Origin of the sequence: Rhizobium sp. PEPV16, assembly GCF_008919455.1 — a bacterium.
Taxonomy (GTDB): Bacteria; Pseudomonadota; Alphaproteobacteria; order Rhizobiales; family Rhizobiaceae; genus Rhizobium; species Rhizobium leguminosarum_Q.
Genome location: NZ_VSZV01000209.1, coordinates 1 through 13,305 on the forward strand (window position 1 = coordinate 1; position 13,305 = coordinate 13,305).

General features: G+C 61.6%; 14 protein-coding genes. 7 read left to right on the plus strand and 7 right to left on the minus strand.

What is annotated here, in order from left to right; all coding sequences use genetic code 11:
* Nucleotides 1–1,887: marine proteobacterial sortase target protein (locus FY112_RS06185; protein WP_151517975.1), on the minus strand; the 1,887-nt coding region annotated here is incomplete at its 3' end.
* A 385-nt stretch (nucleotides 1,888–2,272) separates the two neighbouring features.
* On the opposite strand from FY112_RS06185, the gene FY112_RS06190 reads away from it, so the two are divergent.
* From FY112_RS06190 to FY112_RS06210, 5 genes are all read left to right on the plus strand, one after another.
* Nucleotides 2,273–3,475 carry a pyridoxal phosphate-dependent aminotransferase gene (locus tag FY112_RS06190; RefSeq protein WP_151517976.1) on the plus strand — a complete coding sequence of 401 codons (1,203 nt, stop codon included), beginning with the start codon at nucleotides 2,273–2,275 and terminating at the stop codon, nucleotides 3,473–3,475.
* A gap of 101 nt (nucleotides 3,476–3,576) precedes the next feature.
* Complete coding sequence (locus tag FY112_RS06195; protein WP_011652922.1) at nucleotides 3,577–3,837, plus strand: type II toxin-antitoxin system prevent-host-death family antitoxin; 261 nt, start codon at nucleotides 3,577–3,579, stop codon at nucleotides 3,835–3,837.
* Between the two features lie 2 nt (nucleotides 3,838–3,839).
* The gene (locus tag FY112_RS06200) at nucleotides 3,840–4,226 is read left to right on the plus strand and encodes a type II toxin-antitoxin system VapC family toxin (protein ID WP_151517984.1); all 387 of its coding nucleotides are present in this window, start codon (nucleotides 3,840–3,842) and stop codon (nucleotides 4,224–4,226) included.
* 176 nt (nucleotides 4,227–4,402) lie between these two features.
* Nucleotides 4,403–5,308 (plus strand): glycosyltransferase family 8 protein, encoded by a 906-nt coding sequence (locus FY112_RS06205; RefSeq protein ID WP_246700618.1) that lies wholly within the window; start codon nucleotides 4,403–4,405, stop codon nucleotides 5,306–5,308.
* 46 nt (nucleotides 5,309–5,354) lie between these two features.
* Nucleotides 5,355–6,224, plus strand: a complete 870-nt coding sequence (locus FY112_RS06210; protein WP_151517977.1) for a 3-deoxy-manno-octulosonate cytidylyltransferase — start codon at nucleotides 5,355–5,357, stop codon at nucleotides 6,222–6,224.
* Between the two features lie 105 nt (nucleotides 6,225–6,329).
* Here FY112_RS06210 and FY112_RS06215 read toward each other — a convergent pair whose 3' ends face one another.
* Complete coding sequence (locus FY112_RS06215) at nucleotides 6,330–7,427, minus strand: calcium:proton antiporter (RefSeq protein ID WP_151517978.1); 1,098 nt, start codon at nucleotides 7,425–7,427, stop codon at nucleotides 6,330–6,332.
* Nucleotides 7,428–7,658: 231 nt separating this feature from the next.
* Here FY112_RS06215 and FY112_RS06220 point away from each other — a divergent pair, with 231 nt between their 5' ends.
* Nucleotides 7,659–7,946 carry a DUF2188 domain-containing protein gene (locus tag FY112_RS06220; protein WP_077978879.1) on the plus strand — a complete coding sequence of 96 codons (288 nt, stop codon included), beginning with the start codon at nucleotides 7,659–7,661 and terminating at the stop codon, nucleotides 7,944–7,946.
* Here the strand turns inward: FY112_RS06220 and FY112_RS06225 are convergent.
* Together FY112_RS06225 and FY112_RS06230 are read right to left on the minus strand one after the other, a co-directional pair.
* Nucleotides 7,943–8,458, minus strand: coding sequence for a GrpB family protein (locus FY112_RS06225; RefSeq protein WP_151517979.1), 516 nt, complete (start codon nucleotides 8,456–8,458; stop codon nucleotides 7,943–7,945). The genes FY112_RS06220 and FY112_RS06225 overlap by 4 nt on opposite strands.
* A gap of 107 nt (nucleotides 8,459–8,565) precedes the next feature.
* On the minus strand, nucleotides 8,566–9,465 hold the full coding sequence (locus tag FY112_RS06230; RefSeq protein WP_151517980.1) for a LysR family transcriptional regulator: 900 nt from the start codon (nucleotides 9,463–9,465) through the stop codon (nucleotides 8,566–8,568).
* Nucleotides 9,466–9,559: 94 nt separating this feature from the next.
* On the opposite strand from FY112_RS06230, the gene FY112_RS06235 reads away from it, so the two are divergent.
* Nucleotides 9,560–10,582, plus strand: coding sequence for an NAD(P)H-binding protein (locus FY112_RS06235; protein WP_151517981.1), 1,023 nt, complete (start codon nucleotides 9,560–9,562; stop codon nucleotides 10,580–10,582).
* Here FY112_RS06235 and FY112_RS06240 read toward each other — a convergent pair.
* The 3 genes from FY112_RS06240 to FY112_RS06250 all read right to left on the minus strand — a co-directional run.
* Nucleotides 10,579–11,379, minus strand: a complete 801-nt coding sequence (locus FY112_RS06240; protein ID WP_151517982.1) for an aminoglycoside phosphotransferase family protein — start codon at nucleotides 11,377–11,379, stop codon at nucleotides 10,579–10,581. The genes FY112_RS06235 and FY112_RS06240 overlap by 4 nt on opposite strands.
* 74 nt (nucleotides 11,380–11,453) lie before the next feature.
* Complete coding sequence (locus FY112_RS06245) at nucleotides 11,454–12,578, minus strand: alkene reductase (RefSeq protein ID WP_151517983.1); 1,125 nt, start codon at nucleotides 12,576–12,578, stop codon at nucleotides 11,454–11,456.
* A 24-nt stretch (nucleotides 12,579–12,602) separates the two neighbouring features.
* Nucleotides 12,603–13,305 (minus strand): MFS transporter (locus tag FY112_RS06250; protein ID WP_181018167.1); only part of this gene is annotated, 703 nt, incomplete at its 5' end.

Sequence of the window (13,305 nt, forward strand, 5' to 3'; positions counted from 1 at the left end):
GTCGAGCGCGGCCGGATCCTGGCGCTCATAGGCACGGGCCTCGAAATCGTCGATCTTGCGGCGCGCCCAGAGCTTGGAAATGCCGCTGCCGTCGGCGGCATTGGCGATATTCATCTCGACGCGCCAGGGCTGGTCGCCTGTCTTGCCGATGATCTGCAGCTTGCCGGCGGGCTTCTCCTCAGGCAGCTCCGCGGTCAGCACGACGGGCTCGCCGCTGTAGAGGTCCGGCATCGGGTTCGGCGTGATATTCTCGGCCTCGATGCCTTCGAAGGTGGCAGTGATATCGGTCATGGCTGGGTTCTGCAGCTTGGCGAAAAGCTCGCCCATGCGGCTCGCCACCTGGTCGGTCGAGCCGATCGCCGTGAAGGTGCCGCGGCCGATCTCGGCAGCCTTGGTCATGAAATAGGTGTTCGGCGCCGAGCCGATGCCGACGGTGAAGACACGGGCATCGCCGCGGTTTGTGGTGATTTCCTGGAAGAGCTGCCGTTCGTTGCCGATCGCGCCATCCGTCAGGAACACGACCTGGCGCAATGCGCCGCTTGCGACCGGTCCCTGGTTGCGCAGCGCAGCCTGCAAGGCAGGCAGCATTTCCGTGCCGCCGTCAGCGGTGAGGCCTCTGACATAGGCGATCGCCTTTTCGCGATTGTCAGGCGTCGCAGCAACGAGACCCTTGAAATAGTCAGTCATCGTATCGTCGAAACGGATGACGTTGAAGCGGTCGTCGGGGTTCAGCTTGGAGATGGCAAGCGCCAGGCTCTGCCTCGCCTGCTCGATCGACGGGCCGGACATGGAGCCGGAATTGTCGATGACGAAGACCACCTCGCGTTTTGCCAGCGGCGCTGCCGTATCCGGAGTCGTGGGCGGGGTGACGAAGGCGAGCAGATAGGTCTTACCATCAATCACTTCGCGGAAGAGGCCGGCACTCGGCATCTTTCCGGGAGCGGCCTTCCAGGTGAGTTCGAAATCCTTATCGGCGGGAACGGTGTCCGCCTTCAGGCTGATCGTCCTCGCCTGGTCGCCGTCCTGGCTGATATCGACCGCGTGGAAGGACGATTTGACATCGCCGAGCGGGAAACCGGCCCGGAGGTCGACGGTCAGCGAAACCGGATTGATCCTGGCGCTCTCACGCGGATCGAGCACGGGGGCTTCGGTCTTGTCGCGGTTTTCCACCGGGTCGCGCGGCGTGGCGAAACCGGCGCCGTTGTTGAACTCGACAGTCTGGACGATCGGCGCCGGATTGTAGCGCGGAGCCACGACCATCGGGAAGCGCAGCGAGAACTCGCTGCCCGACTGGTGGATGGTCTGCTGGTATTCGATCTGGACGACGATGGTTTCGCCGGGACCGATATTGGCGACCTGGTTGGTGAAGATGTTCGGCCGCTGCTGTTCGAGCAACGCCGTCTTCTTGCCCTCGGCCTTGGCCTGCTCGTAGATCTCGCGGGCTTCCTGGCGCGGCTTGATCTGGCCTTCGATGAAGCGTTCGCCGATCTGCACTTTCAGCGCGTCGACGGCGGAATTGTCCGGCAGCGGAAAGACGTAGGTGCCTTCGACCCAACCCTGGCTCGGATTCTGGAAGCGCTGCGTCACCTTCACCCTGGCGATCGGGCCGGAGACATCGATGGCGACGTCGGTTTTCAGCCGCGGCGCTTCGACATAGAAGCCCGGCTCCTTCGACGGAAAGAGCAGCGAGCCGCTATTGACGTCGTTCGGCCGGACAAGCGCTGCGAGCTGGGCGGATGCCTGCGGCGTCTCTGCGGCGCGGGCGGCGGAGGCAAGCCCCAGGATCGCGGCGATGCAGGCGGCAAAGGCGGTGACGGCAACAAGGACTGAAACGGAAATTCGGCGCGCACGAATGCGCCCTATGGTAAACTCATCTTCCAGAAACATTGGCATACCCTCAATAACCAATTTCGGATGCCGGATGATGCGGCTTCGATCTCGGCGCGCTCGCGACCGAATTGCGGCGTGGCGCGGCATTTGTTGCGGCTTATTCGTGGCAATGGCCGAATTCGACGATGCCACTGATTTCAGGGGATAAATCCGGATGACTTCAGAGATTGATTCAAGATCTTCGCGTGGCGTTTCGACCGCGTGACGCAAGCCTCTCCGAGGGGGGCGGCGTGCCGGGCGGGTGGCGCGGCGAACCGATCAATAAGAATCATTGCCTCCATCACGCCTTTGCGCTTGAAATGCCGTCATACATTGGACATAGAGCTAACCGCAGAACTCCGGTCCCGGCTTTCTGCCCGTTTCAACCATTAGGACCGTTATCATGGCTTTCCTTGCCGATGCTCTTTCCCGTGTGAAGCCTTCAGCCACCATCGCCGTCTCCCAGAAAGCGCGCGAGCTGAAAGCAAAAGGACGTGACGTCATCGGCCTCGGCGCGGGTGAGCCGGATTTCGATACGCCCGATAATATCAAGACGGCCGCCATCGACGCGATCAACCGCGGCGAAACGAAGTACACGCCGGTTTCCGGTATCCCGGAATTGCGCAAGGCGATCGCCGCCAAGTTCAAGCGCGAGAACTGCCTCGACTATTCCTGGGAGCAGACGATCGTCGGCACCGGCGGCAAGCAGATCCTTTTCAACGCCTTCATGGCGACGCTGAACCCCGGCGACGAAGTCGTCATCCCGGCGCCTTATTGGGTTTCCTATCCTGAGATGGTGGCGCTGTGCGGCGGCACACCGGTTTTCGTTTCTGCTACCCAGGAGCACAACTTCAAGCTCCAGGCCGCCGATCTCGAAAAGGCGATCACGCCGAAGACCAAGTGGTTCATCTTCAATTCGCCGTCCAACCCGACGGGGGCGGCCTATACGCAGGACGAGCTGAAGGCGCTGACGGATGTGCTGATGAAGCATCCGCAGGTCTGGGTGCTGACCGACGACATGTACGAGCACCTGACCTATGGCGACTTCAAGTTCGTCACGCCTGTGGAAGTCGAGCCGAAGCTCTACGACCGAACGCTGACGATGAACGGCGTCTCCAAGGCCTATGCGATGACCGGCTGGCGTATCGGCTATGCAGCCGGTCCGATCCAGCTCATCAAGGCCATGGACATGATCCAGGGTCAGCAGACCTCGGGTGCGACGTCGATCGCCCAGTGGGCGGCTGTCGAAGCGCTGAACGGCACGCAGGACTTCATCCCTGCGAACAAGAAGATCTTCGAAGGTCGTCGCGATCTCGTCGTTTCGATGCTGAACCAGGCCAAGGGCATTGTCTGCCCGGTTCCGGAAGGCGCCTTCTATGTCTATCCGTCCTGCGCCGGCCTGATCGGCAAGACGGCTCCGTCGGGCAAGGTGATCGAGACGGACGAGGATTTCGTTTCCGAGCTTCTGGAAACGGAAGGCGTTGCCGTCGTTCACGGTTCGGCCTTCGGCCTCGGCCCGAACTTCCGCATCTCCTACGCGACTTCGGAAGAGCTGCTCGAGGAAGCTTGCCGCCGCATCCAGCGCTTCTGCGGCGCCTGCAAGTAAGCGGTTCTCAAAAACACAAATCGAAGGCCTGCTGGCGACGGCGGGCCTTTTTGTTTGCGGCGACGTTGACGATGTAGCTGCATGTAGCTACATTTACCCTCATGAAGACCGTTTCGATCCGTGATGCGAAGAACCGCCTGACCGAACTTGCCCGCGAGGTCGAGGAAGGTGAGACCATTGTCGTGACACGCAACGGCCGGCCGGTGTTCGATCTCGTGCCGCATCAAAAACGCGGCGGTTTGAACCTGGAGGCCGGCGAAGCCTATCTTCGTTCCAAGGGTATCACGCGGACGGAGATGTATATCGCCGACGACTTCGACGATCCTTTGCCGGAAGATTTCCTTCTCAAGCCGCTGCCGTGATCATGCGTGTGCTACTCGACACGCATATGATCATCGCAATCGTCCAACGAAAGCTGACGGACCGTTTTCCTGATGTCCAACGTGTGCTTTTGAACGCTGCGACCGAAGGTTTCGTCAGCGTCGCGAGCCTTTGGGAAATCGCGATCAAGACACGACTTGGCAAGTTGCAGCCGGGACTAACCCTGGACGTTATTCCAGCCTACCTGCAGGGCACCGGGCTGACGATCCTGCCCATCGATATCGCGCACGTCATCACCGCCGCCGACCCCGAGCCGGAAACGCGCGATCCCTTCGATCGCTTGCTGCTCGCTCAGTGCAAGGTCGAGGGACTGCAGTTTGCAACAGTCGACCGGCTGCTCGTCGATCATCCATTGGCGTTGCGGCTCTAACATTCCGATTCAACATGCTGCACATCCAAATCCACTTTGTCTCGCAAGTCGTTGAATTCCGATTCAAAACGTGACGCAGAGCGATGGTTCGGCGGGTGATCTGCGGTTGCGGGTTGGCATCAAACCAACTAGATATCCGGCATCAGTTTAAGTCGCCGCTTCGGGAGGCCGGGATTTTGCAGCAGAGTGCCGTGATCGTCTGTTCGGATGTCAACATGCTGCCGGCCGCCTGCTGCACCCTGCTTTCCGTCAAGCGCAATCTCTCAAGTTCCGCTGTGGAGTTCCTGCTTCTCGGCATCGACCTCAAGCCGAACGAGATCGCCGAGGTCGGAAATTTCGCGCGGCTGCACGGCATGGCAATCAAGGTGCTGCCCTACAATACGCCGGATACGGCGCTGCAGGCGCGGGGCCGCTGGTCGGGCGCGACGCTCGCGCGGCTCTACATGGATCTGCACATTCCCGATCATGTCGAGCGGCTGCTCTATCTCGATGCCGATGTGCTTGCGGTTGCGCCGGTCGACGACCTCTTCGCCATGGATTTGCAGGGCAAGGCGCTTGCCGCCATAGACGATTATGTCATGGCCTTTCCCGAGAAGGCCGGCGCACGGCAGCGGAAGATCGGCATGCGCGAGGGCGGCCGCTATTTCAATGCCGGCGTGCTGCTGTTCGACTGGTCGGCCTGTCGGTCGAGGGGGCTTTTTGCCAGGACACGGGAGATCTTCGAGGAGCGGTCGCATCTTTTCGAGAATAACGACCAGGATGCGCTGAACGTCACTTTCGATGGCGACTGGCTGGTGCTCGATCCGCGCTGGAACACGCAGACCGGCCTCCTGCCTTTCGTCGGCCGGCCGGCGATCATCCATTTCACCGGCCGGAAAAAACCGTGGCAGGCGACTGTGCCGTGGGTGCATCGCCGGATGGCCAAGCGTTATGCCGAGGATCTCGCCAATACGCCATGGGCTTCCTTCTGCAGGCAGCCGTCGATGACGGGCCGGATCGCGGGGTTCCTTTCGCATTTGGGAAAGCGGATCGGCGGGCTGGCGCGACTGGCGCGGACACGCGCTTATTTCAGCAACAGCTAGTGGGACGGCAAAGCGCATCGTCCTTGGAAAGTGCATGTGAGCCGATATGGAAGCAATCCCCAGCGACACGCAGACCATGGCCGCCCCGGATAGCGGCTTCAATTTTCTGACGCCGGAGGCGTGGAAGGCGCTGCTGTCGCGCTATTCCCATATCGTGCTGGTGGCAAACAGCGAAGCCGTCGACTTCAAACGGCTGCGAAGCGAATTGCCTGAGACGGCGCTCTACGTCTTTTTCAACAATGTCTACAAGGTGCTCGACGAACCCTTCGCCGGCCATGCGGTGCTGTTTGCCCGCAGCGGCGTGATGGGCGCCAATATCGTCCACCGGCGCGAGGCGGCGGGTGTCCTGCGCTTCTTTGCCGGCGACGATTTTTTGGGCGTCGTCAACATTCGAGTCTCTCCGGAGGAAAACTTCAGCGAGGAGGGCCGCTTCGAAGGCGCTGAAACCCGTCACCTTGATCTGACGAAAATGCTCGTCGACCTCTATCCGGTGGGCAAGATCGCGACGAGTGGTTTTGCGGTGGCGCTGTGGCTCGCCGAACTGCAACTGCCGGGCAAGGTCCTGCTTGCCGGTTTTTCGGCGAAGAGGAGCGAGAAGTGGAAGGTCTTCGACGTGCACGACTGGACGTTTGAGCAGATCTTCCTGCGTCTCTTTGCACGGATGGGAACGATCTCAATGATGGGCGGTGTGGATGCCAGCCCCTATGCGGCAATTGCCAGACGGTTTCCACAGGTGCCGCCGATCGAGATCGCGATGACGGCGGCCGAAGTCCTGTCGGAACGGCTCCACAACGCAAATAGCCAGATCGACAGGCTCATGTCCGTCACCAAATCCATCCGCGCCATCGAGGGTTTCTTCCGGCGCTTCAAGCCGAAAACCCGCAAGCAGCGTTTCCTCGAAAAGTCGAAGGAATGACTGTCGAAAGCTCTCCTGAAAAGGTGGGCTGTCAGGCCGCTCTGTGAGTTGACGTTACGCGTGCGGATCACTGCTATCCGTTCCCCCGTCGGGAAGACGAAGCCTTCAAAGCCCCAGCGCCGTCAGCATGACGAAGGTGGCGAAGAGGATGAAATGCGTCATGCCCTCGATGGCGTTGGTCTCGCCGTCGTTGAGGTTGATCGCCGCGGCAATCAGCGTGATCGCCACCATCACCGTCTGTACCGGGGTCATCGCCATGATGAAGGGCTGGCCGGTATAGAGCGCGATCGCCTCCATGACGGGCACGGTCAGGATGACCGTCGACAGCGAGGCGCCCATGGCGATGTTGACCGTCGCCTGCATGCGGTTCCTGAGTGCCGCCCTCAATGCGGTCAGGATTTCGGGGGCGGCCGAAATCGCTGCGACGACGACGGCGGTCACGGCGATCGGCGCGCCGCTGTCGCGCAGGCCTTCCGTCATGAAGGCCCCCATGAACTCCGCAAGCAGGCCGATGATGACGACGCCGACGAGAATGGTGGCGATCGAGACCGCGGCCGACTCGTCGTGGCCATGCGCGTGCGGACTTTCCTTCTTCCGTTCGGAGCGCGGATAGCTGTAGCTGAAGAAATAGCTGTGCTGGCCAACCTGCATGCGCAGGAAGAGGCCGTAGAGCGCGATCATCGCGACGATGGTGAAGGCGGAATAATAGTGCCATTTGTCGCTGGGCACGAATTCCGGCACGATCATCGAAATGCCCATGGCGGTGAGGATCATCACGCCGTAGGTCTTGCCGGAATTGTCGTTGTAGGGCTGTTCGCCGTGCTTGAGGCCGCCGAGCAGTGCGGCCAGGCCGAGAATGCCGTTGATATCGAGCATCAGGGCCGAGTAGATCGTGTCGCGCACCAGCGTCGGCGAACTCTCGCTGCCCATCATGATGGCGAGGATGATGACTTCGACGGCGACGGCCGAGAGCGTCAGGATCATCGTGCCATAGGGATCGCCGACCTTGACGGCGAGCAGCTCGGCATGATGGGCGACGCGGATTGAGACGAGTACGATGGTGCCGACCAGGCCAGCGGCGGCAATCAGTGCGACGCCGCGCCCCATCTCGATCACGGCGTGTTCCAAGAAATAGGCGATCGCTGCAACGACAAGTGCGGCGACCAGAAACTTTTCCTCTTTAAAGCGTGACGCGATCCCCAAGCCTCAGCTCCTGTCCCGATTCATGCGTTCTATCTAAGCCACTGATTTCGCATATCAAGAAAGCCCCGGTCGAGTGCCATTTGCAGTCTTCGGCGTTTAATGGAATACTGAACGTCATCGGGGCCGGAAAGCAGATCGCGGCGTCCTCGAATTCTCGTCAAGCGGCCGCGATGATCCGGATCTTTTCCGGAAGCGTGCGAATGCGCAACAAGAAGATGAGGAGACGGATGCATGATCAAGGTGGTCTACGAAGTCGTGCCGCATGACGGCGGCTGGGCCTACAGGCTGGGAGGTGTCTATTCAGAGGCATTCCCGACCCATGCCGAGGCGCTCGAAGCTGCGCGCATCGTCGCGGCCGAACAGCAGGTCGGCGGCGATTCCGCCGAGATCAGTTGGCAGGACGAGAACGGCAAGTGGCATGAGGAGTATGCCGAAGGCGGCGACCGGCCGGAAACCGAGGTGGTGGACGGCCAGTGGAAGGATCGCACGGCCGAGGCCTCGCGAGGCATCGGCAGCTAACCATCTCCCGCCAATGCCCGCGCGACGATCGCATCGACGAATTCGCGCTTATGCGCAGTATAGCGGTCTCCGTCCATCCTGTATTCGGCAGCCAGCCTGCGTTTGAGCGCGGCATAATCGGCCGATGCTTGCGGATGCGCGATGAGATAATCCCGGAAAGCCAGCCTGTTTCGATGCGTGCCGTTACCTGCCGGGCAAAGGTAGACCCGTTCTGCCGGCACCGAACCTTTCGATAGAAAAGCCCAGACATCGTCGTCATAGCGGTTGCCGCGCGGCTCGTAGCCTTCTGCCAGGAGCACACGTGTGGCGCCCTCGATATGCCCGAGGCCGGGAAGAACGATGTCGATATCGATAAGCGGCTTGGCTGTCATGCCCGGTATGGACGTGCTGCCGATGTGATCGATGGAGAGCGCCTGCGGCAGCAAGGCCAGCAGCCTGCCGCGGATCCGCTGGAAGGCTTGCGGCCATTGCGGATCGCAGGGCACGAGTTCAACCGGATTGTTCGTTGTCATATGCATCTCGCCTGGAGTGGCGCGCGTCCGACAGAATGCGCTAGGACGCTCCATTATTCTGAAAATTGCGCATGATTCTTTCCGAAAATCGATTCCGATTTTCGCGGTCACGCACTGGTCGAATATCGGTGATACTCCTGCAGGCCCTTGACCAGTGCGTCGAAAGTGGCGCGGCAGCGCGGCGAAGTCTTCAGGCTCTCATGCATCGCCACCCACGTGCCAAGCGGTATGGCGAAGGCATCGGGAAGGACGTGGACAAGGTCAGGGTTTTCCCGGGCAAGTCCGATCTGGCAGAGACCGATGCCGACGCCGGCGCGGATTGCCGAAAGCTGGGCAAGATTGCTGTCGGTCCTGTAGGAGAAAATGATGCCGGGCACCGCATAGCGTTTCATCGCCATGCGGACATAGGCCGTCTGCCGGTCGAAGCCGATGAGCCGGTGGTTTGTAAGGTCAGCCAGGATTTGGGGCATGCCGTGTCGTTCGAGATAGCGGCGATGGGCATGAAAGCCGAGGGGGATATCGCCGATGCGGCGCACGACGAGTGCGGCTTGCTGCGGCTCGGCCATGCGCACGGCAATATCGGCTTCGCGGTTCACCAGATCCTCGATCATATCGGATGCCGAGAGTTCGATCTGCAGTTCGGGATAGGTCTCCTGCAGCGGTCCTAGAATCCCGGGCAGCACTTCGACGGCGATGACCTCGCTGGCGCTGACCCTGACCGTTCCCGCCACGCGCTCGCGCTGGCCGGATGCGGTGCGCAAAAGGGCGGCGGTGGTTGCAGCCAGCGTTTCGGCATAGGGCTTCAGCGCCAGTGCGGCGTCGGTCGGCAGCAGGCCGTTCGGTGAGCGGGTGAAGAGTTCGGCGCCGATCGCCAGTTCCAGTGCGTCGACATGGCGGCCTATGGTCGGCTGCGTTAGCCCCAGTTCGCGGGCGGCCGCCGAAAGCGACCCCTGCTGAAGCACGGTCAGAAAACTGCGGTAGAAATCCCAGCTCGGTTCCACGCTCATATATTTTTGTATATCAGATGCATTTTTTTCGTCAATTTCGTTTATATCATTCTGGTGGCATGATCCTCTCATCCGATCGAAGGAGATGATTGCCATGAGCAGCGAAATGAAGACGACGGCCCTCGTTCTCGGCGCGACCGGCGGTATCGGCAGCGCGGTTGCCCGCAAGCTGCTGGCGCGCGGCTGGCGCATCCGGGCGCTGAACCGCGACGCCACAAAGGCGTCGAAGAGCGAGCCGGCTTTCGAATGGGTGCAGGGCGATGCGATGAATGCCGGTGACGTCCTGAGGGCGGCCGAAGGCGTCGGCCTGATTGTCCATGCCGTCAATCCGCCTGGCTACCGCGACTGGGAAACGCTGGTGCTGCCGATGCTCGACAATACCATCGCCGCTGCTCGCGCCGTCGACGTGCGCATCGTGCTGCCGGGCAACGTCTATAATTTCGGTCCCGACGCCCTGCCGGCGCCGACGGAAGAAAGCCCGCAGAATCCGGTGACGAAGAAGGGGGCGATCCGGGTAGAAATGGAGAAGCGGCTGAAGGCGGCGTCGCAGTCCGGCGCCGGCGTCATCATTGTCAGGGCGGGGGATTTCTTCGGCCCAGGCACGACGGCCAATAGCTGGTTTTCGTCCGGTCTCGTGACCCCAGGCAAGCCGGTCGGCACGATCAGGAACCCGGGTCGGCGCGGCATCGGTCATCAATGGGCCTACCTGCCAGACATGGCGGAAACCATCACCCGGCTCATCGAGCGGGCCGATCGGTTGCCGGCCTTCGCCGTCTATCACATGGAGGGCTTCTGGGATGCGGACGGTATGCAGATGGCCGAAGCGATCAAGCGCGTCGCTGGCGGCAAGGCGAAGATCGGTGGCTTTCCCTGGTGGATCGTGCCGCTGGCGGCGCCCTTTATTCCTGTGATGCGGGAGATCAAGGAGATGCGCTATCTCTGGAAGGTGCCGGTGCGGATGCGGAACACCAGGCTTACGGCTGAGCTCGGCAGGGAACCGCAGACACCGATCGACGAGGCGGTCAGGGCTTCGCTCGTGGCGCTCGGCTGCCTGCCCGAACCGCATCGTGACACGGCGGCCGCCTTTATGGGGCACCCGTCGCAGAACGCGGGTTAGCTCTCGAGTTCGGCCAGCGCGATCCGGGCGACCGTCAGGGCCGTTTCTGCCTGCTGAATATTCGGATCACTGAGGAACCAGGCGGCGGAAAGACCGGAATAGGCGGCGATCCATTGCAGCAGCCGCTTCGGCTCCAGCTTCGCCTCCGCTGAGACGATGGTGAGCTGGCGGCGGAAACGGGCGGGATTGGTGATGACAGGCAGTTCTTCGTTGGCGAAGATATTGGCGAAATCGAAGCCGCGCTCACCATGGAGCCGCTTCGGATCGATCGCCAGCCAGCCGCGCGCCTCGAAATCGAGGATATTGTCGTGGTGGATGTCGCCGTGGAGGATGGTCACATCACGCTGATCGGCAAGGAGGACGTTGGCGATCGCCGAGCAATCGGCAAGCGTGCCGCCATGCTTGCCTGCTGCCGGCTCCAGATCGCGGAACCAGCGGGTAAGGGGGATGGGATCGGGAAGCGGTTTTTCGCGCGGCGCATGCAGCCGCGCCGCCGTCCCGCAGAGGATGCGGCTTGCCTCATCGTCTTCGCCGTTCATCGCCATGGCAAGCAGCGAGCGTTTTCCCGTCGCCCTTTCGAGCAGCACGGCATCGCCTTCATGGGCATAGACATAGGCTGCGCCGTCACCGTCCCACCACTGCATCAGAAGCGCGCCGTATCGCTCGTCGATATCGGTCGCCACTTTCAGCATGGCGGGTTTGTCCCGCCAGAGGACAGGCAGCAGGCGGCTCGAATGAGTGATGATGGGCTCGCCGTCTGATATCAGCGACCAGCGATCAAGGTAGGGAGCAAACATGGCGGCACCCTACAAAAACACGCCGAAGATGGAAATCCCGCCTTTCGGCGGGATTCGCGTTCGCGTGTGAAAGGTCAGGCGACCTTTTCGAGAATGGGATAGTCGATATAGCCTTTGCCGGTGCCGCCATAGAAGGTCGACTGGTCGGGCGTGTTGAGTGGCAGGTTGTGTTCCAGGCGCTCGACGAGATCGGGATTGGCGATGAAGGGCTTGCCGAAGGCGACGAGATCGGCGCGGCCGCTTGCGACGGCGTCGATCGCCAGATCGCGATCGTAGCCGTTGTTGACCATCCAGTCGGCCTTGCCGCCGGCCTTTTCATAAGTCTGGCACAGCGCCTTGTAATCGAAGGAGGGGTTGTCGCCCTGCTTGTATTCGCGGTCGCCGCCGGTCTGGCCTTCGATGACATGGATATAGGCGAGGTCGTATTTGGCCAGTCCTTCGACGACATGGGTGAAGGTCGCCTGAGGATTGGAATCGTAGCTTTCGCCGGACGGCGTCACCGGCGAGATGCGGATTGCGGTGCGGCCGGCGCCGATTTCCTTGACCACGGCATCGACGACTTCGAAGGTCAGACGGGTGCGGTTTTCGATCGAGCCGCCATATTGGTCGGTGCGGTCGTTGATACCGTCGCGGATGAACTGGTCGAGCAGGTAGCCGTTGGCACCGTGGATCTCGACACCGTCGAAGCCGGCGTCGATCGCCGCACGGGCAGCCTTGCGATAATCCTCGATGATGCCGGGGATTTCTGCGGTTTCGAGCGCGCGCGGCTCGGAGGTGTCGGCAAAGCTGCCGGTGCCATCGGCATTGACCAGATAGGTCTTGGCCTTGGCGATGCGGTTGGTCGATGAAACCGGCTTGCCGTCGTTCGGCTGCAGCGTCGTGTGCGAGATACGGCCAACATGCCACATCTGGACGACGATTTTGCCGCCGGCTGCGTGAACGGCATCGGTGACGCGCTTCCAGCCGTCGAGAGCCTCTTTGCTGTAGAGACCAGGCACGTTGGCATAACCCTGGCCCTGGTGGGTGATCGCGGTTGCTTCGGTGATGATCAGGCCAGCGGTAGCGCGCTGACGGTAGTATTCGACGTTGAGGTCGTTGGGGATTGCGCCCGGCGAGCGGTTGCGGGTGAGCGGCGCCATGACGATGCGGTTCTTGACTGAAATATCGCCGACTTTGGTGGATTCGAAAAGCTTGGCCATGACGGTCCTTTCTTTGCGGGAGGATCACTCGGCAGGGGCGAGGGCGGCCCGGCCCCTGGCGGAGAGATAGGTGAGCGCCGTCGCGCCGAGGCCGATCAGGGCCATCAAGGCCGCGGCGAGCGGAACGCGGGTGAGATCGAAGCCAGCGTCGATGACCAAGCCGCCCACCCAGGCGCCGAGCGCATTGCCGGTGTTGAAGGCGCCAATGTTGATCGTCGAGACCAGGTTTGGTGCGTCCTTGCCGAAGCCGACGACGCCGACCTGAAGCGCCGGCACGGCGGCAAAGCTTGCCATTGCCCAAAGGAAGAGGGTGATTTCAGCCGGAATGAAGAAGCGGCTCGTATAGCTGAAGGCGATCGAAGTAATGGCGATCGCGGCGAAGACGCCAGCAAGCGTTGCGCCGAGCCGCCAGTCGGCAAGCTTGCCGCCGACGAGGTTGCCGATGGTCAGCCCGAGGCCGATCAGGAACAGCGTCCAGGTGACGCCTTCCGGCGACACGCCGGTGACGTCGCGCAGCAGCGGCGCGATATAGGTGAAGAGGGCGAACATCGAGGCGGCGAAGAAGACGGTGGTGGAGAGCGCCAACCACAGGCGGCCATTCCTGAGTGCTGCGATCTCGCGCAGGATGCTGCCGTTTTCTTGCTGCTTGTCCCTGGGCAGGATGGCGATCAGGCCAAGAATCGTGACGATACCGATGACGGTGACGACGCCGAAGGTGGCGCGCCAG